Origin of the sequence: Sphingorhabdus sp. (assembly GCF_023910635.1) — a bacterium.
In the GTDB taxonomy this organism is placed as follows: Bacteria; Pseudomonadota; Alphaproteobacteria; order Sphingomonadales; family Sphingomonadaceae; genus Sphingorhabdus_B.
In genome coordinates, this window is the sequence record NZ_JAAVVZ010000002.1 from 17,324 (window position 1) to 37,311 (window position 19,988).

The 19,988-nt window shown below is 56.4% G+C and carries 19 protein-coding genes; 8 read left to right on the forward strand and 11 right to left on the reverse strand.

Going from position 1 to position 19,988, the window contains the following annotated elements; genetic code table 11:
* Positions 1 to 44: 44 nt before the first annotated feature.
* The 7 genes from HEQ34_RS00495 to pyrE all read right to left on the reverse strand — a co-directional run bounded on the left by HEQ34_RS00495 (position 45) and on the right by pyrE (position 5,953).
* On the reverse strand, positions 45 to 1,856 hold the full coding sequence (locus HEQ34_RS00495) for an ABC transporter ATP-binding protein/permease (RefSeq protein ID WP_296195973.1): 1,812 nt from the start codon (positions 1,854 to 1,856) through the stop codon (positions 45 to 47).
* A gap of 41 nt (positions 1,857 to 1,897) precedes the next feature.
* On the reverse strand, positions 1,898 to 2,167 hold the full coding sequence (locus HEQ34_RS00500) for a hypothetical protein (RefSeq protein ID WP_296195975.1): 270 nt from the start codon (positions 2,165 to 2,167) through the stop codon (positions 1,898 to 1,900).
* Positions 2,164 to 3,171, reverse strand: coding sequence for an AI-2E family transporter (locus HEQ34_RS00505; protein WP_296196558.1), 1,008 nt, complete (start codon positions 3,169 to 3,171; stop codon positions 2,164 to 2,166). The genes HEQ34_RS00500 and HEQ34_RS00505 overlap by 4 nt, the downstream gene beginning before the upstream one ends.
* Before the next feature lie 112 nt (positions 3,172 to 3,283).
* Positions 3,284 to 4,228, reverse strand: a complete 945-nt coding sequence (gene lepB / locus HEQ34_RS00510; protein ID WP_296195978.1) for a signal peptidase I — start codon at positions 4,226 to 4,228, stop codon at positions 3,284 to 3,286.
* Positions 4,225 to 4,635 carry a holo-ACP synthase gene (acpS, locus tag HEQ34_RS00515; RefSeq protein WP_296195980.1) on the reverse strand — a complete coding sequence of 137 codons (411 nt, stop codon included), beginning with the start codon at positions 4,633 to 4,635 and terminating at the stop codon, positions 4,225 to 4,227. The genes lepB and acpS overlap by 4 nt, the downstream gene beginning before the upstream one ends.
* On the reverse strand, positions 4,632 to 5,375 hold the full coding sequence (locus HEQ34_RS00520; RefSeq protein WP_296195982.1) for a pyridoxine 5'-phosphate synthase: 744 nt from the start codon (positions 5,373 to 5,375) through the stop codon (positions 4,632 to 4,634). The genes acpS and HEQ34_RS00520 overlap by 4 nt, the downstream gene beginning before the upstream one ends.
* On the reverse strand, positions 5,372 to 5,953 hold the full coding sequence (pyrE, locus tag HEQ34_RS00525; RefSeq protein WP_296195984.1) for an orotate phosphoribosyltransferase: 582 nt from the start codon (positions 5,951 to 5,953) through the stop codon (positions 5,372 to 5,374). The genes HEQ34_RS00520 and pyrE overlap by 4 nt, the downstream gene beginning before the upstream one ends.
* A 228-nt stretch (positions 5,954 to 6,181) precedes the next feature.
* Here pyrE and coxB point away from each other — a divergent pair, with 228 nt between their 5' ends.
* The 8 genes from coxB (at position 6,182) to HEQ34_RS00565 (ending at position 12,522) form a co-directional block, all read left to right on the forward strand.
* Positions 6,182 to 7,279 carry a cytochrome c oxidase subunit II gene (gene coxB / locus HEQ34_RS00530; RefSeq protein ID WP_296195986.1) on the forward strand — a complete coding sequence of 366 codons (1,098 nt, stop codon included), beginning with the start codon at positions 6,182 to 6,184 and terminating at the stop codon, positions 7,277 to 7,279.
* A 13-nt stretch (positions 7,280 to 7,292) separates the two neighbouring features.
* Positions 7,293 to 8,960 carry a cytochrome c oxidase subunit I gene (gene ctaD, locus HEQ34_RS00535; RefSeq protein WP_296195990.1) on the forward strand — a complete coding sequence of 556 codons (1,668 nt, stop codon included), beginning with the start codon at positions 7,293 to 7,295 and terminating at the stop codon, positions 8,958 to 8,960.
* Positions 8,961 to 9,008: 48 nt separating this feature from the next.
* Entirely contained in the window at positions 9,009 to 9,914 is a 906-nt protein-coding gene (locus HEQ34_RS00540) for a heme o synthase (RefSeq protein ID WP_296195992.1), read from the forward strand.
* Entirely contained in the window at positions 9,911 to 10,066 is a 156-nt protein-coding gene (locus HEQ34_RS00545; protein WP_296195994.1) for a hypothetical protein, read from the forward strand. Before HEQ34_RS00540 ends, HEQ34_RS00545 begins: the two co-directional genes overlap by 4 nt.
* The gene (locus HEQ34_RS00550) at positions 10,066 to 10,632 is read left to right on the forward strand and encodes a cytochrome c oxidase assembly protein (protein ID WP_296195997.1); all 567 of its coding nucleotides are present in this window, start codon (positions 10,066 to 10,068) and stop codon (positions 10,630 to 10,632) included. Before HEQ34_RS00545 ends, HEQ34_RS00550 begins: the two co-directional genes overlap by 1 nt.
* Positions 10,633 to 10,669: 37 nt before the next feature.
* Positions 10,670 to 11,557: a cytochrome c oxidase subunit 3 gene (locus HEQ34_RS00555; RefSeq protein ID WP_296196000.1), complete on the forward strand. Its 888-nt coding sequence runs from the start codon at positions 10,670 to 10,672 to the stop codon at positions 11,555 to 11,557.
* An 87-nt stretch (positions 11,558 to 11,644) separates the two neighbouring features.
* A complete protein-coding gene (locus HEQ34_RS00560; protein WP_366934828.1) occupies positions 11,645 to 11,944 on the forward strand; it encodes a DUF983 domain-containing protein in 300 nt (99 codons plus the stop codon).
* Entirely contained in the window at positions 11,941 to 12,522 is a 582-nt protein-coding gene (locus HEQ34_RS00565) for an SURF1 family protein (RefSeq protein ID WP_296196006.1), read from the forward strand. The genes HEQ34_RS00560 and HEQ34_RS00565 overlap by 4 nt, the downstream gene beginning before the upstream one ends.
* A 74-nt stretch (positions 12,523 to 12,596) precedes the next feature.
* Here the strand turns inward: HEQ34_RS00565 and infC are convergent, their stop codons facing one another.
* From infC to HEQ34_RS00585, 4 genes are all read right to left on the reverse strand, one after another.
* Complete coding sequence (gene infC, locus HEQ34_RS00570) at positions 12,597 to 13,115, reverse strand: translation initiation factor IF-3 (RefSeq protein WP_295496558.1); 519 nt, start codon at positions 13,113 to 13,115, stop codon at positions 12,597 to 12,599.
* A 179-nt stretch (positions 13,116 to 13,294) separates the two neighbouring features.
* Complete coding sequence (locus HEQ34_RS00575; RefSeq protein ID WP_296196009.1) at positions 13,295 to 15,409, reverse strand: thioredoxin family protein; 2,115 nt, start codon at positions 15,407 to 15,409, stop codon at positions 13,295 to 13,297.
* A gap of 42 nt (positions 15,410 to 15,451) precedes the next feature.
* Complete coding sequence (locus HEQ34_RS00580) at positions 15,452 to 16,861, reverse strand: MATE family efflux transporter (RefSeq protein WP_296196013.1); 1,410 nt, start codon at positions 16,859 to 16,861, stop codon at positions 15,452 to 15,454.
* A gap of 229 nt (positions 16,862 to 17,090) precedes the next feature.
* Positions 17,091 to 19,973: a valine--tRNA ligase gene (locus tag HEQ34_RS00585; protein ID WP_296196015.1), complete on the reverse strand. Its 2,883-nt coding sequence runs from the start codon at positions 19,971 to 19,973 to the stop codon at positions 17,091 to 17,093.
* Positions 19,974 to 19,988 lie beyond the last annotated feature (15 nt).

A 19,988-nucleotide genomic window follows, 5' to 3' on the forward strand; every position in this document is an offset into this window, starting at 1 on the left:
CCGACATGTATTTGTTCTAAGTCGCTTGTGGATAGTGCGTGATTTTACGCGGCGGGAACGGCCTCTTCTTCGGCTTCGCTTTGCTGGCGCGCCCACATGTCGGCATACAGGCCATTTTTGCGCAGCAATTGCAGATGCGTTCCCTTCTCCGCCACACGCCCCGCCTCAAGCACGATAATCTGATCCGCGTTCACGACGGTCGAAAGCCGGTGTGCGATGATGATGGTGGTGCGGCGTTCCGAAATACGTTCGAGCGTTGCTTGAATTTCCGACTCAGTCCGGCTGTCCAAGGCGCTGGTGGCTTCATCGAGGATCAACACCGGCGGATTTTTGAGCAAAGTGCGGGCAATCGCCACGCGCTGCTTTTCACCGCCGGATAGTTTTAACCCGCGCTCGCCAACCTTGGCGGCATATTGGTCGGGCAGCGAATCGATGAAGCCGTGGATCGATGCGCCGCGCGCGGCCTCTTCGATTTCGGCTTGATTGGCACCTTCGCGGCCATAGCCGATATTATAGCCGATGGTGTCGTTGAACAAAACGGTATCCTGCGGAACGATACCGATTGCGCTGCGCAGGCTGGATTGCGTAACATCGCGCACATCCTGCCCATCAATGGTGATACGACCGCCGGTAATATCGTAAAAACGATAGAGCAGGCGCGCGATGGTCGACTTGCCCGCACCCGATGGGCCAACCACGGCGAGCGTATGGCCGGGCTTTATGTCGAAGCTGACGCCGTTTAATATTTGCCGCTCCGCGTCATAAGCGAAATATACATCGTCAAACACCAGCGCGCCGCCATGGACTACCAATGCGGGTGCGTTTGGTTTGTCGGTGATTTCGGCTTGGGTATCGATAAGCGCAAACATTGCGGCCATATCAGTCAGGCCTTGGCGTATTGTGCGATACACCATGCCCAGCATGTCCAAGGGCCGGAAAAGCTGCGCCAGCAAGGTATTCACCGTCACCACGTCGCCTGTGGTAAATTGCCCGCGTGACCAGCCCCAAACGACATAACCCATGGCCCCAGCCATCATGAGGTTGGTGATCAGCGATTGCCCAATGTTCAGCGCGGCGAGCGAGTTTTCAGATTTGACGGCGGCATTGGCATAATGTTGCACCACCTCGGCATAACGGCGGGTCTCGCGCTTTTCTGCGTTAAAATATTTGACCGTTTCGTAGTTCAAAAGGCTGTCGACGGACTTGGCAACGGTCTGCGTGTCGAGCTCGTTCATTTCCTCGCGCAATTTGTTGCGCCAGTTGGTGATTAGGGTCGTGTAAACAATGTAGCTGACGACCATGATCAGCGTGGCAATGACCATGCCCCAACCAAATGAAATCTTGAAATAAACGGAGACTAAAAACAGCTCTAGCAAGGTAGGCGCGATGTTGAACAAAAGGAAATAGAGCATGATGTCGATGCTCTTGGTCCCGCGTTCAATCACCTTGGTAACCGCGCCTGTCCGCCGGTTCATGTGGAACCGCATCGACAGATTATGCAAATGGCTGAAGACATTTTCAGCCAGACGCCGCGTTGCTTCTTGACCGACGCGTTCAAAGACGATGTTGCGCAAATTGTCGAATAATACCCCGCCGAAACGCGCACCGGCATAAGCGGCGACCAATGCGATGGCGATGGCGACGCTGTCTTCCATGCCCGGCACCATGCGGTCGATAGCCCGGCCGTAGAGCCATGCCATGCTGAGCTGGATGAGTTTTGAGACAACCACCAGCAGTAAGGCAAAGACAATGCGGACGCGCAAACCCGCTTCGTTCTTCGGCCATAAATACGGCAAGAATCGCCGCATGACGGCGAAATCTGGCTTAGTATCGTTGGTGGGAGTTAATGGTGGCACAAGGGCCATATAGGTATTTTAGCGCAAAGCACAAAGGCCCATCAGGCCTTGTTCGACAGCAGCAGCCAACTCGCAACGCCGTTTATGGCGGTGTAGGCGGCGTAGAGGAGCACTACCACCAAGGATTGCGCATTGGCCAACCACATGGCACCGATGAGCAAAGCCAGTTCAATAGCGTAGCTTCCATAAGGACCGAAATGCCGACCGAAATAGCGCTTTGTCTCTTCGACAAAAGGGTGCCCAGATTCCGCCACCGCTTTGTGCATACAAAAATTGGCGATGCCCAATATAAAGCAGACGGTTAGGGTCACGGCCCTTCGCGGATACCACGCGCTTCATTGCGCTCTGATTGCCGCTCCAGCGCGACCTTGATCATCGCGATGATTGGATCGGCCAGCGCAAGCCCCAAAATGCCGAAAAGCGCACCGAAAAGAATCTGCGCGCCGAGCACTAAAGCAGGTGCCAAATCGACCGCACGCTTTGCGACCATCGGGACGATCAAATAACCGTCCACCGTTTGCACGACAAAATACACGAAAATGGCGTAGAGTCCGACATCAACCCCGGCAGAAAACCCAACGAGGATGATAAGGGCCCCAGATACAATTGCGCCGATATTAGGCAAGAATGCCAGCAGGCCCGTGAGCACACCCAGCAACGCCGCCATCGGCACGCCGCCAAGGCTGAGCAGCACCCATGTGCCCACGCCTTCAACCGCCATGCCAAGCAGGCGACCCGCCATCAGACGGCGCAGGACGCTGCCCATTTTTTCGGCGGTGCCATAAAAATGCGCGCGCTCTGCCAAGGGCAGCATCCACGCGACACCGCGTTCATATAAGCGGGGCTCGGCTGCGATAAATATGCCGAGAACCAGCATCATCGCAAGGTTTGTGACGGTGCCCAAAACGGACGATACCGCTTCCGTGACGCGGCCCACAGAGTTCAACATCTGCGAACCAAGGCCCTTCACATCCTCAGCAGAAATGTTGAACCCTGCTGCTTCAATCCGATTGCCGATTGTTTCAATTTGCCTTTCGACAATGGCCTGAAGGCTTGCGGCTTGCGCGGCGAGTTCAGAGCCTGTGAAAACAAACGTCCAATAGATAAAACCAAACACGGCGAGCACGACAATGGTCAGGCGGAAGCCGCGCGGGATGGGCAGCACCCGGCCAAGAAGCCGCGCGCCGCCGTCGAACATCGCGGCAAGAACGATGCCGCCAATGATAAGAAGAATGGGCTGCGCAAGCCAGATGAATGCAACAACGAGGCTGGCCATGCCAATCCATACCGCAGCGCGCTTTATCTCTGAACGAATGAGGGGGTCGTAAAGCTCGGTTGGGCCGACCTCTTCGCGAAAGCTATCCTTTACCTGTGTTTCAGGTTTTTTCCGCGTCCGGCGCGGCTTGCGTGGCGCAAGGGGCGCGGCCTCACTCACCTTGGCTGACCTTTTTAGGACGCAAGCTGTCGCCAGCGCGATCACCGCGCAGCGAACTGAACCATGATGCAGGATTAAGGCTGGTGCTGCCATCAACCGAGAATGTGATAATTTCCGCGCGGCCGCCGATGCGATCCCATGATACAGGACCACCAAGGCCGCCAAACTCTTCCGCCACGCGGCTGTCGGAGCTGTTATCGCGGTTATCACCCATCAGGAAAACATGACCGGCAGGGATCTTCACTGGCGCCATGTCATCGGTATCGCGCTGACGCGCGTCAATCGTATCATATTGCACGCCATTGGGCAGGGTTTCGCGAATGATTGGCAAATGGCAGGTCAGCACGCCGTCATCACCGCGTGTCAATGCGCCTGGAAAGTCATAATCATTGCAAGGATTGTTGGCATCGACTGGTAAGATGAGGTTTGGCTGGGTTTCCTGCTTCACGGGCTTGCCGTTGAGGAAAATCTGCCCTGCGCGCAGTTCGATGGTGTCGCCGGGCAAGCCGATAACGCGCTTGATCCAATCCTGATATTTGCCCTTTGGCGTCAATATGACGATATCGCCACGTTCGGGCAGTGTGCCCCAGACGCGCGTGTTGCTCTCCGGCAAAGGCACGGCCAAGGCGTCTACCTCTTCGCGCAACACCAGCCAGCGAAATATCGCTACAGGATTCGGTATCGTCGGCGAAACATGGCTCCATCCATACGGATATTTGCTGACGAACAGCCGGTCACCCACCAATAAGGTCGGCATCATCGAAATAGACGGAATGTAAAAGGGCTTCGCAATGAAGCTGTGGAATACAAGCACGGCGAGCAGAAGCCAGAACATGCCTTTTAATTCGGCCCAAGCCGCTGCGGCCCAGCCCTTCTTTTCAGGTGCCGGCGCGGGCGGTGTTGCCTCGCTATTGTTGTCGGTGGTCAAACTGGTCATGCCTTTTGCGATCTCAACGCTTCTATAATGACAAATGCCTGTGCCCATGGGTGGTCATCCGTCAACGTCAAATGAATATGGGCTTCATAGCCCGAAGGAATCATTGCGTCGAGCCGCGCTTTTGCGCCGCCCGTAAGCGACAGGGTCGGCGCACCCGAAGGTGCATTGACGACGCCAATATCCTTCATAAATACGCCATGTTTGAAACCGGTTCCCACGGCCTTTGAAAAGGCTTCCTTGGCGGCAAAGCGCTTCGCATAGGTGCCCGCTTTGGTAAACGGTCGCTTCATTGCCTTGGCACGTTCCACGTCGGTGAAAACACGATTTTCAAATCGCGCGCCAAATCGCGCAATCGATTTGGCGATGCGTTCGATATTACACAGGTCAGAGCCAAGCCCGATGATCACCGGGCAAGGTCCATCAGTTCGCGCATTTTACGCACGCTTTCTTCCAAACCGATGAAGATGGCCTCACCGATCAGATAATGCCCGATGTTGAGTTCGGCAAATTGCGGAATGGCGGCAATGGGCTGAACATTATCAAAAGTAAGCCCATGGCCCGCATGGGGCTCGATCCCGTTCTTCGCCGCGAGAGCGGCGGCATCGGCAATCCGGCGCAGCTCGGTTTCGCGTTCCTCGCCTTGCGCATGGGCATATTTGCCCGTGTGAAATTCTACGATCGGCACGCGCAAGCGGATTGCGGCTTCGATCTGACGGGCATCGGGTTCAATAAACAGGCTGACGCGGATATTGGCGTCGGTGAGCCGCGTGACCATGGGCGCAAGATGATTGTGCTGCCCCGCCGCGTCCAATCCGCCCTCGGTCGTCCGCTCCTCGCGTCGTTCAGGGACGATGCACGCGGCATGCGGCTTGTGCCGCAAAGCGATCTCCAGCATCTCCTCGGTCGCTGCCATTTCAAGGTTCAGCGGCAAATTTGTCGCGGCCATGATACGTTCGATGTCGGCATCGCGAATATGACGCCGGTCCTCCCGCAGATGCGCCGTGATGCCGTCGCCACCGACCGCCGCCACAATCTGCGCCGCACGCACCGGGTCTGGATGACCACCGCCCCGCGCATTGCGAATGGTCGCGACATGGTCAATGTTAACGCCCAAACGCAAGCGGGGCGGCGCGGGCGCTTGCGTCATACCTTCCGGCTACCGGGCTTGACCGCTTGCGTCACGGCTAGCTCCGGCGGCAGTTCGTCGGGCGCGTAGGTCGGAAAGTTCAGCTGAATCAGCGGGAAAAAGGGAACGCCAAGCTCAGCGGTCCCCGCCGAACGATCGACCACAGCCGCCGCGGCGATAACAACGCCGCCAGCCGCTTCGATCGCGGCAATCGCTTCACGTGAAGATAGGCCGGTGGTCACGACATCTTCCACCATGAGGACTTTAGTGCCCGGCGTGAGTGTAAATCCCCGGCGCAACCCAAAAACACCTTCGGGGCGTTCCACAAACATGGCATCAACGCCAAGCGCGCGACCCATTTCGTGGCCGATGATTAGGCCACCCATGGCGGGCGAAATCACCGCCTGAACCTCAGTCCGCAGTTCGCGCGGCATTTTTTGACTGATCGCAAGCGCAATGCGTCCAGCGCGCTCTGGGTTCATCAACAGCCGAGCGCATTGCAAATAATAAGCGCTGTGACGGCCGGACGACAGCAGGAAATGCCCTTCAAGCAGCGCGTCGACGCTACGGAATTCGGACAGTATTTCATCTTCGGTCATGATGGGGAGAATGTTCCTTGTTAGCCAATGTCGTCTTTTGCATGTCCGGTTTAACGGATTGCAACGCAAATGGGTAGAAGAGTGGTGCATTTAAATGCTAAAAATAATAAATCGACCGCTTGAGGGTTCAGGTTAGCGCGACTATAGGTCGCGCAAGTCCGGCCACCTTGGGGTGAGCAAGACATGCGCAAAGTTCCTGCGCCGCACCAAGAACACGGGGCCAAGTAGATGAATATGTTGAAGAAATTACTGGTTGTCTTCGCTGCAATGGCCATGCCGTCATTGGTGATGGCGCAGTCAGCGAATCCCGCGCCGGCGCCAATGACGAAAGAAGTGGCCGCGCCTGTTGTTGCGACGCCTGCTGCGGCAACGACCGCTGCACCCGCCGCCGACACGGCCGCGCCAGCCGAAGCTGCGCCGAAGGCGATGGATGGTTCGTTACCCGGCTACACGCCAATGCGCCCCAATTATGAAGATAGCGTTGGCATGCCAAAGCCGAAGGAAGTGGATTTTCAGGAACAATTCACCGAAAATGGCCAATATGCAAAATGGATCAACAACGCGATCCTGTTGCCGATCATCACCATCATCTCGTTATTTGTCCTTGGCCTTCTGCTGTGGGTGATCGTGCGTTTCAACCGCCGCGCCAATCCAGTACCATCAAAGACGACGCACAATACTTTTATCGAAGTCGTATGGACTCTGATTCCTGTGCTCATCCTTTTGGGTATCGCTTATCCATCGCTTGATTTGTTGGCCAAGCAATTTAAGCCAGCACCAGCAGACGCCGTTACCATTAAGGCCACTGGTTATCAGTGGTATTGGGGCTACACTTATCCCGACCATGGCGGGTTCGAAGTTGTTTCAAACATGCTGAAAGAAGAAGGCGATGCCGCCAAGGGCGAGCGTTTCCGTACCGAAAACGACGGGCCAAAATTGTTGGCGGCCGACAATCGCATGGTTGTGCCTGCGGGCGTACCTTTGCGCATCCAAACGACTGCCGCGGACGTGATTCACGCATTTGCGGTGCCGTCGCTTTGGTTCAAGCTTGATGCGGTTCCCGGTCGTCTGAACGAAAAATCTGTCACGATCACCAAGCCCGGCGTGTATTTCGGGCAATGCTCCGAACTATGCGGGGCACGCCACGCGTTCATGCCAATCGTTGTGGAGGCACTTCCGCCAGCGCAATTTGCGGCTTGGGTAAAGGCGCAGGGCGGCACGATGCCTAGCGAAGAAAAGCCGGCACCTGCGGCCGCTGCGCCAGCCGCTGTAACCGCGACCCCCATAGACACACCTGCTGCACCTGCTGCGGCGCCAACTAAGTAAAAGGGCCAGACGGATGACAACCATTGCTGCCACAGGCACCGACCTTCACGCGCATGACCATCATGATGCGGACCACAAGCCGGGCTTTTTCGCCCGCTGGTTCATGTCGACCAACCATAAAGACATCGGAACATTGTATCTGATCTTTGCAATTTTCGCAGGGATTGTGGGCGGTGCGATTTCGGGCTTGATGCGCTTGGAGCTTGCTGCTCCGGGCATTCAATATCTGCAAGGCTGGGCATCGATGATGGCCGGCAAAGAAGCGTCGCTGGATGAAGCCTATCATATGTGGAACGTGCTGATTACGGCCCACGGCTTGATTATGGTGTTCTTCATGGTCATGCCCGCCATTATTGGCGGCTTTGGCAACTGGTTTGTGCCTTTGATGATCGGCGCGCCGGACATGGCGTTCCCGCGCATGAACAACATCAGCTTCTGGTTGACCGTTGTGGCGTTCATCATGTTGCTTGGGTCAAGCTTTGTACCGGGCGGTACGGGTCTTGGCGCAGGCACCGGCTGGACGGTCTATGCGCCGCTGTCGACTTCAGGCTCGGTTGGGCCCGCTGTCGACATGGCCATTTTCTCGCTTCACTTGGCGGGTGCAGCGTCGATCTTGGGTGCCATCAACTTCATCACCACCATTTTCAATATGCGTGCGCCGGGCATGACCTTGCACAAAATGCCGTTGTTCGTGTGGTCGGTGTTGGTCACGGCATTTTTGCTGTTGCTCGCGTTGCCGGTACTGGCGGCGGCGATCACCATGCTTTTGGTTGACCGTAACTTTGGCGGCGCATTTTTCGATGCGTCGGCCGGTGGTGACCCTGTATTGTATCAGCATCTCTTCTGGTTCTTCGGCCATCCCGAAGTGTATATCATGATCTTGCCCGGTTTCGGCATCATCAGCCAAATCGTCGCAACCTTCAGCCGCAAGCCAGTGTTCGGCTATCTCGGCATGGCTTATGCCATGGTCGCGATTGGTGTCGTCGGCTTTGTTGTCTGGGCGCACCACATGTTTACCACGGGCATGAGCGTCGACATGAAAATGTACTTTACGGCAGCAACGATGGTGATCGCGGTGCCAACCGGTATTAAGATCTTCAGCTGGATCGCAACCATGTGGGGCGGTTCGGTTAGCTTCAAGACGCCTATGGTATGGGCAATGGGCTTCATCTTCATGTTCACCGTTGGTGGCGTGACGGGTGTTGTGCTGGCCAATGGCGGTCTCGATGATAACCTGCACGATACATATTATGTTGTGGCCCATTTCCATTATGTGTTGTCGCTGGGTGCCGTATTCTCGCTCTTTGCCGGCTTCTATTACTGGTTTGGGAAAATGTCGGGTCGTCAATTGAATGAATTCCTTGGTCATTTGCACTTTTGGGTGTTCTTCGTTGGCGTGAACGTCCTGTTCTTCCCGATGCACTTCCTTGGAAACTCAGGCATGCCGCGTCGCTACCCTGATTATCCAGAGGCCTTTGCCTATTGGAATGGCGTGGCGTCCGTTGGCTATGCAATAATGGGCGTTGGCGTGCTCATTTTCTTCGTCAATGTCATCGGGTCGTTGGTCGCTGGCCGCCGTGCAGAAGACAATTATTGGGGTGAAGGTGCGACCACGCTTGAGTGGACGCTGACAAGCCCCCCACCATATCACCAGTTCGAAACGCTGCCGGTTATTAAGTAACCGGCGGCGGTTCGCCGCTTTGAACGTCTCGAACGTTTGGGAACAGGCATGACAACCGCAACGCGTGACATCATTTTGACAGCCGAGTGGCGCGATTTCTGGGCTTTGACCAAGCCTCGGGTCATGTCGCTTGTCGTGTTCACAGCGCTTTGCGGATTATTGGCGGCACCGGGTAGCATTCATCCGGTGATTGGGTTTACCGCGATACTCTGCCTTGCCTTGGGTGCGGGTGCCTGTGGTGCGCTCAACCAATATTTTGAAGCGGACATTGACGCCAAAATGGCACGGACTGCGGCCCGCCCGCTGCCTGCGGGCCGTATGGACCGGGCATCCGCGCTGAACTTTGGCATCGGCCTTGCCGCTTTTTCGGTGGGCATCATGGGCGTTGCGGTCAATTGGTTATGCGCTGGGTTGCTTGCTTTCTCGATCTTCTTTTACGCGATCGTCTACACCATCTGGTTGAAGCCCAATACGCCGCAAAACATCGTGATCGGTGGCGCAGCGGGGGCATTTCCGCCCGTCATTGGATGGGCGGCGGTAACGGGTGACGTTACGCTTATGCCCGTCCTCCTTTTTGCGATCATTTTCCTTTGGACACCGCCGCATTTCTGGGCGCTCGCCTTGTTTATGAAAACCGATTACGGCGCTGCCGGAATTCCCATGCTCCCCAATGTGAAGGGTCAGCGGGTCACGCGTAACCAGATATTCGGCTACAGCTTCCCCATGGCGGCGACGGCGATACTGCCTTTTGTTTTGGCCGAAACAGGGTGGGTCTATGGCGCAGCAGCGATTGTTCTTAACCTCCTGTTTTTGGCATTGGCCTTCCGGGTCTGGAAAAACGAGGCCACGGACGCCGCCGCGATGAAGCCGGAGAAGCAACTTTTTGCCTTCTCAATCCTTTACCTGTTTCTCCTTTTTGCAATTTTCGCCTTTGACCGGATGCTGATATCATGACCCAGAATGAGCCTTCCGCCTATACCGCCGAAGAAACGGCGATTATCCGCAAACGCCAAGCGGGCCGCTCGCGTGTCATGGGTGTTGCTTTGGTCGGGTTGTGCATCTTGTTCTTCTTAATCACTGTGGTGAAAGTGGGAGTCTGGGGCTGATGGCTATTTCTAACGCAAAAACCGGATTTTTGGCGGCGGCGCTTGCCGTATCAATGGTCGGTGTTGGCTTTGCTGCGGTGCCTTTGTATCGTTTATTCTGTCAGGTCACTGGCTTTGGCGGCACCACAATGCGCGTGGACGCCGCGCAGGCGGCTACTGTTGCAGTTTCCAACAAGACCATCGTCGTGCGCTTTGATGCCAACCATCGCGGCGACTTGCCTTGGGAATTCAAACCCGAGCGCCCGACCGACACTGTCAGCATCGGCGCGAAGGACATGTCGATCTATCTTGCGAAGAATCTCTCGAACGAGCCCGTTACGGGCACCGCCACGTTCAACGTGACACCAGCGCTTGCCGGTCAGTATTTCAACAAGATTCAGTGCTTCTGCTTTACCGAACAGACGCTGAAACCCGGTGAACAGGTCCGCATGCCTGTCTTATTCTATGTCGATCCCAAGATTATGACCGACCCTGAAACCAAAGACATTGAAGAAATCACACTTAGTTACACTTTCTATCCGGTCGAAAAGCCAAACATAGTGGACCAGACGGCGAACGGTGGCTAAGGCAATTGCTAATCGATAAGACTACAGGGAATTGACCATGGCGGGTGCCAAAAATCACGATTATCATATCTTGCCACCAAGCATCACACCGTTGCTGGGTTCATTTTCGGCGCTGACAATGTTCTTTGGTTTAGTGATGTGGATGCATCCCGAACAGTTCGCTTATGGCAGCCTGATCTTCGGCATTGGCCTGATCGGCGTGTTGTATACTTTCTATGCTTGGTGGTCCGATGTGGTGCATGAGGCGCAATCGGGTGACCATACCCCCGTTGTGCAATTGCACCTGCGTTACGGGATGATCATGTTCATTGCGTCCGAAGTCATGTTCTTCGTTGGCTGGTTCTGGGCTTGGTTTGATTATTCCTTGTTCCCCGTCCCGCTGGAAATCGTCATAGACGCAGAAACGCACGCGTTTACGGTCACTAACCTGATCGGCCAAGAGGGCGCTGCGGCGTTGATGCAATGGCCGCCAAAGGGTCTGGAAGTTCTCGATTCGATGAAGCTTCCGTTGTTGAACACGCTGATCCTGTTGTGCTCGGGCACCACTGTCACTTGGGCGCACCATGCGCTTATCCATGGCGACCGTGAAGGTCTGAAGAAAGGCCTGTGGCTCACCATATTGCTCGGTCTGCTGTTCAGCGCGATTCAGGCGTATGAATATGCCGTCGCGCCGTTTCCCTTTGGCGGATTGAATTATGGCACGGCCTTTTACATGGCGACGGGTTTCCATGGTTTCCACGTCATTGTGGGCACCATCTTCTTGGCCGTCTGCCTTGCGCGCACCTACAAGGGCCATTTCACGCCTAAGCAGCATTTCGGTTTTGAGGCCGCCGCGTGGTACTGGCATTTTGTAGATGTCGTCTGGCTCTTCCTCTTCATCACCATTTACATCTGGGGTGGCTGGGGCGCACCAGTGCACGCGTAAATGAAACCAGAACAATCCATAGAAGGGCAGCCCAGCATTGCTAAGGCTGCCCTTTTTGGTCTCTGCCCCCAATGTGGGCATAAAAGCTTGTTCGCTGGCCTGGGGCAGTTCGCCGACAGTTGCGCAAACTGCGGACTAGACTTTAGCAGCTATAATGTCGGCGATGGTCCGGCTGCGTTGCTCACTATGGGCATTGGCACGTTGATTATCGTACTGGCGTTGGGCGTTGATTCTGTGTTCCACCCGCCTTTTTGGGTACATGTCATCATTTGGGTGCCGTTTACGGCGGCGCTTACGGTGATAAGCTTGCGCATGGCGAAAGCCGCGCTGTTGGCGGCGGAGCACCGCAACCGTGCGCGCGAAGCCGGTAAGAGTGATCTTCTGTGAACCGCCTGCCCGTCATTCCAACCTTATTGGTTGCCCTTGCCGTTGCCACGATGATTGGCCTTGGCATCTGGCAGTTGCAACGCAAGGAACAGAAAGACGCATTGCTGTCGCGTTATGAATCGGCGGTGGGATTGCCAGCCGTGGCATGGCCAACGGTTCCCGACCCTGCGGCATTGCCATTGTTTCGCCGCTCCAGCCTCATATGCGTGCGTGTTGTTAAGATTGAGACCGTATCGGGTTCAAATGCCGCGGGCAAAGCAGGCTTTGCCCATGTCGCGTCTTGCCAGACTGGCGAAGCAGAGGGCCCCGATGCCAAAGTGGCCTTTGGCTGGTCCGAACGACCGCAATCACCCATATGGGACGGCGGCCGCGTTCAAGGCATTATCGCACCCTACGGAGCGCAGCGCATAAAGCTTGTTTCAACAGATGCGGTCGCTGGCTTGGAGTTATTGGCCGAGCCGTCCCCAAGCCAGATCCCGAACAACCATCTGCTATATGCCATTCAGTGGTTCATTTTTGCCACCGCAGCGACCATTATCTATATATTGGCGCTTCGAAAGCGCACCAAAGCCCTTTGACCCTGCCATCATCAATCGTTTGATGGTCATCATTGGGGCCGAACTGATTCGGCACGCCATCTGGTAACTGCGCCCTATTTGGGCGACAGCACCATCAGCATCTGGCGACCTTCCATCCGGGGATGGGCTTCGATTTTTGCGGTCTCGGTCGTATCGGCCTGAACCCGTTGAAGCAGTATCATACCCAATTGTTGGTGCGCCAATTCACGGCCACGGAAACGCAGCGTAATCTTGACCTTGTCACCTTCTTCGATGAATTCGGCGACCTTCTTCATCTTGACCATATAGTCATGGTCATCGATGTTCGGACGCATCTTGATTTCTTTGATTTCCTGCGTTTTCTGGCTCTTGCGTGCCAAATTAGCCTTTTTCTGGGCCTCATATTTGAACTTGCCGATGTCCAGAAATTTGCACACGGGGGGGTCAGCGTTCGGGGAGACTTCCACCAGATCGAGCCCAACTTCCGCAGCCTGCGCTATCGCCTCGCGGGTATACATGACACCCAGATTTTCGCCGTCATCATCAATGACCCGTACTTTTTCAACGGTGATTAGATTATTGTAGCGCGGTCCACTTTTAACAGGTGGGGTCATAGCGCGCCGGGTAGGCGGGGTGGCGATAGTCGATACTCCTTGTGATGTTCGGCAACGCTAATACAGCCAATTTGTCCGCAGATAAAGGCTTTAGCAGCGATACCCCTGCTTTTGTTGCCCTGTGTGGCGCTAAAGCCCATGCGAGGGGTTCAACTTGCGCAATTTTAAGGGGCGGCGTTTTATTCCGAAAGCGCCGTCAGGTCGTTCACCGTTAAGATCTGCGGCAACACACGCGCGTCGGCGTTCGGTGGATAATATAGATATAATGGCACGCCCGACCGCCCGTGCTTGGCCAGAAAGCGCGTGATATCCGGATCTCTGCGTGTGTAATCGCCCACCATCGTGCGTATCCCTGCTTTGGCAAAGGCCGTGCTGGTTTCTGCGCGGTCAATCGCAGCGTTCTCATTCACTTTGCATGTCACACACCAGTCGGCGGTGAAGTAGAGAAACACAGGCTTGCCCTCTGCGCGCAGTGCGGCCAGCCGTTCTTCATCAAATGCCAAGCTGCCGTTTTTCATCGGCTGCGGCGCAGGCGCGACGATGGCGGCCTTGTCCATGATGAGCAAAGCCGCGACGGTGACGCCCAATATAGCCGCAACGACCATCTTGTGCGGTGCCCCGCTTTTCTGTTTCCGCCCAAGTTCAAACAACCGCGACAATATGATCAACGCGGCCGCGCCGCCAATGAGCAAGCCGCTAAAGCCGGAAAGTTGATAAAGCAGCCACAGCAACGCCAATGAGGTGAGCGCCATCGGCACGGCCATCCACTGACGAAAACGCACCATCCATGCGCCAGGACGTGGCATGCGCTTGCGCAAAGGTGGGATGAAGGCAATGACAAGGAAGGGCAAAGCAAGTCCAAGACCAAGGCCTGCAAATATCAACAGTGCTAAACTTGCGGGCAACAGCAAGGCCGCACCCATTGCCGCCGCCATGAACGGGCCGGTGCACGGCGTTGCGACAACAGCCGCCAGTACGCCCGTCCAGAATGACCCTGACATGCCGCCCTTTCGGGTCAGCGTTTCGCCCGCGCCGATACCGCCGACTTCAAACAGGCCAGCCAGATTTGCGGTGACCGCAACCATGAGCAACAGCAGCAGCAACACAATCGCAGGGTCCTGCAACTGGAATGCCCAGCCTACCTCCTCGCCTGCGGCGCGCAGGGCCAACATGATGCCACCCAGCACAAGGCAGCTCAGGATGATGCCAACGGTGTAGGCAACGGCATCGCGCCGGGCCGCACCCTCATCACCACCCATTTTGGCAAGGCTCAAGGCCTTCAATCCCAATATCGGGAATACGCAAGGCATGAGGTTCAGGAGCAAGCCGCCAAGAACCGAAAGGGCGAGTATCCAGCCAAAGCCAAGTGGCGGTGTTTGCGCTGGCGTCGCTGCGCCTTTACCAAAAACGGATACCGCCGCGCCGCCTGCTGGGATACTGCCGGGTGTGGCGCGTATTCCAAGTCCCTGTGCATCATTGAAACGCAGTAGGCCGTCAATCTCTCCGGCAAATGGTTCCTTCACTTCACTGCTGATAATCAACCAATCGCCGTTGCGCCGCGCAGTTTGCGGGGCGGCGTAACGGAACAGATTTTCGCTCTGCGCAAAAAACCAGACTCGGCTTGCGTCGGCGCTACGCGGATAGGGGATGGCGATATCAATGCGGTTGCCATCAATGGCATAGTGCGCCTTGCGGTCCAGCGGCACTGGCAATGCGCTGCGCCACGCATCGAAACGTCTGCGGTCGGCATTGTCGATGGTTCCAGAACCAATGGTCATGGGCACCGACAATGTCGCGCTTTCCGGCACGCAGACCAGATCGGAGCAGGCCGACCAGCGCGCGTCGACCTTGATCGTCAGATTCTGCCCAACAATCGCATTTTGCGGGATTTTGAGATCAATCAGAAAAGCATGCTTTGTCTTGTAAACATGGTTCATGAAACCGCTGACAATCAAGGTTTCGGGCACGGGCGCACGGATGGGGCCCACACGTGCGCCAGCGGGCAATATCCACGCCAGCTCAAGTGGCGTTCCGGCATCACCGGGGTTCACCCAATAATCATGCCAGCCGGGTTTCGGGTCCATGACAATCGCGACCGTCACGATATCACCGGGGGCGGGGCTGCGCGTTTCGGCTGCCATCGACGCACGGACATATTGCGGCGCGGCAGGGGTGGGCACCTGCGCATGGGCCATGCCAGCCGCGACAAACAGGGCCAGCAGGAACTGACACATGCGCAAAATTATATGCTTGGGCGCATTAAATTCTCGGGGCAAGGTGACGTTGCGTTGCATGCGAAGCTCAATGGCACAATGCACTATGTATAGGACAGCGGATTATTCAGGCACCACGGGCACGGCGCGCGCACCCATGGATGGCATCACCTTTGCCCTTTTCCATCCGCCATGCAGATAATAGGCAATCGACAGGATGCAGGATGCAATCGCGGTCGCAACAAATGATCCCCAAATGGCATCTGCCCCGAAGCGGGCGTATAGGCCAAAGCCAATGCTGAAACGCACCAGCACAGCGCTGATTATCAGGATTAGGAGCGGCGCAACTACGGCGCCATTCGCACGCACCGCAAAGGTCACAACCACCGACACACCCATCAGGACGAAGGTCCACCCAATAACGTGGTTGACGTGAATCGCGATATCGATGGCTGGGCTGCCGCTTGGCAGGAACAGGCCAAGCAGTGGCGTCGCGAACAAGGTCATGAGTAAGATAAGCACACCTGCCAGCAGCAAGTTGATCCCAATGCCCGACCACACGATGCGGCCAATACGGTCCCATTTGTTCGCGCCAATATTTTGGGCGACCATGGCGCTGACGGCGCTGCCCACGGCGACCGCGGGCATTTGCACATAGCTCCAAAGCTGATTCATCACGCCAAATGCCGCGGTTGTGTTCACGCCTTCTCGATTGACAAGGCCAATCATCACAACGGCAGAGCCCGACATGATGATCATCGACAAGCCCATAGGCAGGCCCATACGCGCAATCGGTTTCAAGAACCGCGCATCTGGCCGAAGCCATTTCAGTTCATGCCCGCGCAGGCGGATGGTCAGGTCGCGCGCATAGACCTTGCGTAGCAATAGCCCGAGGCTGATGACCCCGGCAAGGATGGTCGCAAGCGCCGATCCAGCGATACCCATCGCGGGTATGGGGCCAAGGCCCAAGATAAAAATCGGGTTCAAGATGATGTCGAGAACCACGTTCAAAACCGTGTTCCAAAATGGCGTCACCGAATCCCCCACACCGCGCAGCGATGATGCAACAAGCACCATCACGAACGAGGTTGGCATCGACAGGAAGATGACGCGCAAATATGCCAGCGCCAGCGGATAGACCGTTTCCGGCGTTGCCATCAGGCGCAGCATGTGGGGCGCAAAGATCCAACCCGCCGCCGCCGTCACGAGGCCCGCCGCAAGGAAAATGCCGAATGCGGTGCCCATGATGCGGCGGACAGATTCCACGTCGCGGCGGCCCATATTCTGACCAATCAAAATGGTCGTCGCCATGGTGAAGCCGAACAAAGTGGAGAACATCAAAAACATGATGAGCCCCGCATTGGCCGATGCGGCAAGGGCCTCTTCGCCCAAGAATCTGCCGATCCACACCGAATTGACCGAATGGTTCAGCGACTGGAGAATGTTCACCCCAAGCGAGGGCAGAGCGAACAGGAACAAGGTCTTGGCCACTGGACCAATCGTCAGGTCGCGCTGATGGGCGGGGGTGGTCATGTTGGCGTCATGGCAAAGGCGGCGCGGTGTGCAAAGGTCTTTTTTTGCAAGCAGGTTGTCGAGGCCAATCTCCTCTCCCGTTGGGAGAGGATAAGAAGCCTTGGCCGAGAGGCCTAGGCGCAGTTGGTGAGGGGATGTGCGCTATTGAAAAGGCACGACCCCTCACCCAGCTACAGCTAAGCGACAAGTCGCCAAGCTTTCGCAACCCTCTCCCAACGGGAGAGGGGGTTCACCCCAACCGCTTTAGTGCCGCAGTCAACCGTTCGGCCTCCGCAGCCTTTTCGGCATGGTCGGCGCGCGCCTTTTCAACGGCCTCAGGCTTGGCCTTTTCCACAAAGGCGGCATTGGACAAGCGACCGGAAAGCGCATCGCGCTCTTTGGTTGCGGCTTCAATGGCCTTGGTGATCCGGCTGCGTTCGGCGTCGAGGTCGATGACGCCGTCAAGCGCGAAAACGATAGTGTCGTCGCCCACAACGATCTGCGCGACATTGTTGGTTTCAACGGGTGAATAGACAAAATCGTCAATGCGACCGAGGCGTGACAATGCCGCACCTTGGCGCGCGATTATCGCCATCGTGGCGGCCTGTGGGCCGGCAATATTGGCGGTCAGGCGCGTGCCCGGCGCTATGTTCAACTCCGCCTTGAACGAACGGGTTTTGCTAATCGTGTCGATGACCCAATTTATCTCGGCAACTGCCTCTGCATCTACCGTGGCATTCGGCTCCGGCCATTGGGCGTGAATGATGTCATAGGCACGAGGATATTCTGAGTCGGACAAGGCATGCCATAATTCTTCGGTAATGAACGGCATAAATGGATGCAGCATCACCAAGATTTGGTCGAGCGCCCAGCCAGCGACTTCGCGCGTCTCATCCGCATCTGCGTTCCCCAGCGTAGGCTGGGGTCCAGCCTCGACCGCATCTGGACCCCAGCCTTCGCCGGGGCGCACCTGAACCAATGGCTTGATCAGTTCCAGATACCAATCGCAAAACTGGTCAAAAACGAAATGATACAGCACATCAGCCATGCCGTCGAAACGATATTCGGCGAAGGCTTTGTTCAATTTGTCGACGGTCTCAACCACCTCACCAATGATCCAGCGGTTGACCGCCAATTCGGCCTTTGGCGCATGCACGCTGTGCGATCCGCTTATGCCGTTGGATTGCGCGAAGCGTGCGGCATTCCACAGCTTGGTTGCAAAGTTACGATAGCCTGCAACGCGGCTTTCATCCATTTTAATATCGCGGCCCTGGCTTTCCATGGCGGCCATGAAGAAGCGCAAGGCATCCGCGCCATATTGGTCAATCAGGCCAAGCGGATCGACTGTATTGCCCTTTGACTTCGACATTTTGCTGCCATCCGCCGCACGGACAAGGCCGTGCAGATAGAGCGTTTTCCAAGGCACTTCTTTCATGAAGTGAATACCCTGCATCGCCATCCGCGCATCCCAGAAAAACAATATGTCAAAACCGGAAATCAGCACGTCATTGGGATAATGGCGTTGGAGCAAGGATTCCTCCCCGGAACGGGGAGGGGGACCAGCCGCAGGCTGGCGGAGGGGCACGTTCAGAGATCGCCCGCCTTCACCGTCAGGGGACTCTGCCCGTGCCCCTCCCCCATGCTTCGCATGGTCCCCCTCCCCCGTTGGGGGAGGATTTTCTTCCGGCCAACCCAAAGTTCCAAACGGCCAAAGCGCAGACGAGAACCATGTGTCGAGAACGTCGGGGTCGCGCGTCAGCGCGACGCCCACGCCCGCAAGACCTTGCGCAGCCTCTTCGGTTTCGGCGACATAACATGTGCCGTCGGCGGTAAACCACGCAGGTATCTGATGCCCCCACCATAATTGGCGGCTTACACACCAAGGCTGGATATTCTCCATCCAATTGAAATAGGTTTTTTCCCAAGACTTTGGCACAATGTCGAAACCGCCATTGGCCTTGCCTTTGCGCGCGGCTTCGATGGCGGGCTTGGCGAGTGTTGCCGCATCGACATACCATTGGTCGGTCAGCCATGGCTCAATCACTTGGCCTGACCGGTCGCCAAAGGGGGTTTGGATGACGCGGTCTTCGACTTTTTCGAGCAAGTCCAAGGCGTCCATTGCTTCGACCACCATCTTGCGCGCGTTGGTCGGCTCGCCTTCAATGCCAAAGCGATACTGCCCGATATATTCCGCCGGAATAAGCCCATCGGCGGTCTGCACGACGCGGCCTTCGCCATCGAGCATGTTGAACATCTCGCTCGCCTTGAAACCGGCGCGTTTGCCGACCTCAAAGTCGTTGAAATCATGTCCCGGCGTGATTTTCACCGCGCCCGAACCCAATTCGGGGTCGGCATGTTCGTCGGTGACAATCGGGATCAAACGGCCGGTGATCGGCAGGCGGACATTTTTACCGACCAGATGCGCGTAACGTTCATCCGACGGGTTCACCGCAACCGCCATGTCGGCGAGCATCGTTTCCGGGCGGGTTGTGGCAACGCTTATGAAACCGCTGCCATCTTCCAACGGATATTTGAAATGCCAGAATTTGCCATTGATCTCGCGCGTTTCCACCTCAAGATCCGAAATCGCGGTTTTCAGGCCTGGGTCCCAGTTGACAAGACGCTTGTCGCGGTAGAGCAGCCCTTGGTTATACAGATCCACAAACACCTTGATGACGGCCTTTGAAAAGCCCTCATCCATGGTGAAGCGTTCATTCTCCCAATCCATTGAGCAGCCAAGACGACGCAACTGGCCGGTAATCTCGCCGCCGCTTTCCGCCTTCCATTCCCAAACCTTGGCAACAAATTCGTCGCGGGTGAAATCGGTGCGCTTTTGCCCTTGGGCATTGAGCTGCCGTTCGACGACCATCTGCGTGGCAATGCCGGCATGGTCCATGCCAACGACCCATAAGGCGTCCTTGCCCTGCAAACGCGCATGGCGGATGAGGATATCCTGCAGGGTGTTGTCGAGCGCATGGCCGATGTGCAGGCTGCCCGTCACATTGGGCGGCGGGTTCACGATTGTGTATGGTTCGGCATGGGGGCGATCGGGACGGAATGCGCCCGTGGATTCCCAATGCGCATACCATTTCGCCTCAATCGCGGCGGGGTCGAAAGTTTTATCGATAGTCATGGAAAGTGGCTTTGC

Coding starts and splice junctions, on each gene's coding strand:
- lepB (WP_296195978.1), bottom strand. CDS start 4,228: ATGACCAGTTTGACCACCGACAACAATAGCGAGGCAACACCGCCCGCG.
- HEQ34_RS00540 (WP_296195992.1), top strand. CDS start 9,009: ATGACAACCGCAACGCGTGACATCATTTTGACAGCCGAGTGGCGCGAT.
- ctaD (WP_296195990.1), top strand. CDS start 7,293: ATGACAACCATTGCTGCCACAGGCACCGACCTTCACGCGCATGACCAT.
- infC (WP_295496558.1), bottom strand. CDS start 13,115: ATGACCCCACCTGTTAAAAGTGGACCGCGCTACAATAATCTAATCACC.
- HEQ34_RS00545 (WP_296195994.1), top strand. CDS start 9,911: ATGACCCAGAATGAGCCTTCCGCCTATACCGCCGAAGAAACGGCGATT.
- coxB (WP_296195986.1), top strand. CDS start 6,182: ATGAATATGTTGAAGAAATTACTGGTTGTCTTCGCTGCAATGGCCATG.
- HEQ34_RS00555 (WP_296196000.1), top strand. CDS start 10,670: ATGGCGGGTGCCAAAAATCACGATTATCATATCTTGCCACCAAGCATC.
- pyrE (WP_296195984.1), bottom strand. CDS start 5,953: ATGACCGAAGATGAAATACTGTCCGAATTCCGTAGCGTCGACGCGCTG.
- HEQ34_RS00550 (WP_296195997.1), top strand. CDS start 10,066: ATGGCTATTTCTAACGCAAAAACCGGATTTTTGGCGGCGGCGCTTGCC.
- HEQ34_RS00585 (WP_296196015.1), bottom strand. CDS start 19,973: ATGACTATCGATAAAACTTTCGACCCCGCCGCGATTGAGGCGAAATGG.
- HEQ34_RS00580 (WP_296196013.1), bottom strand. CDS start 16,861: ATGACCACCCCCGCCCATCAGCGCGACCTGACGATTGGTCCAGTGGCC.
- HEQ34_RS00575 (WP_296196009.1), bottom strand. CDS start 15,409: ATGCAACGCAACGTCACCTTGCCCCGAGAATTTAATGCGCCCAAGCAT.
- HEQ34_RS00520 (WP_296195982.1), bottom strand. CDS start 5,375: ATGACGCAAGCGCCCGCGCCGCCCCGCTTGCGTTTGGGCGTTAACATT.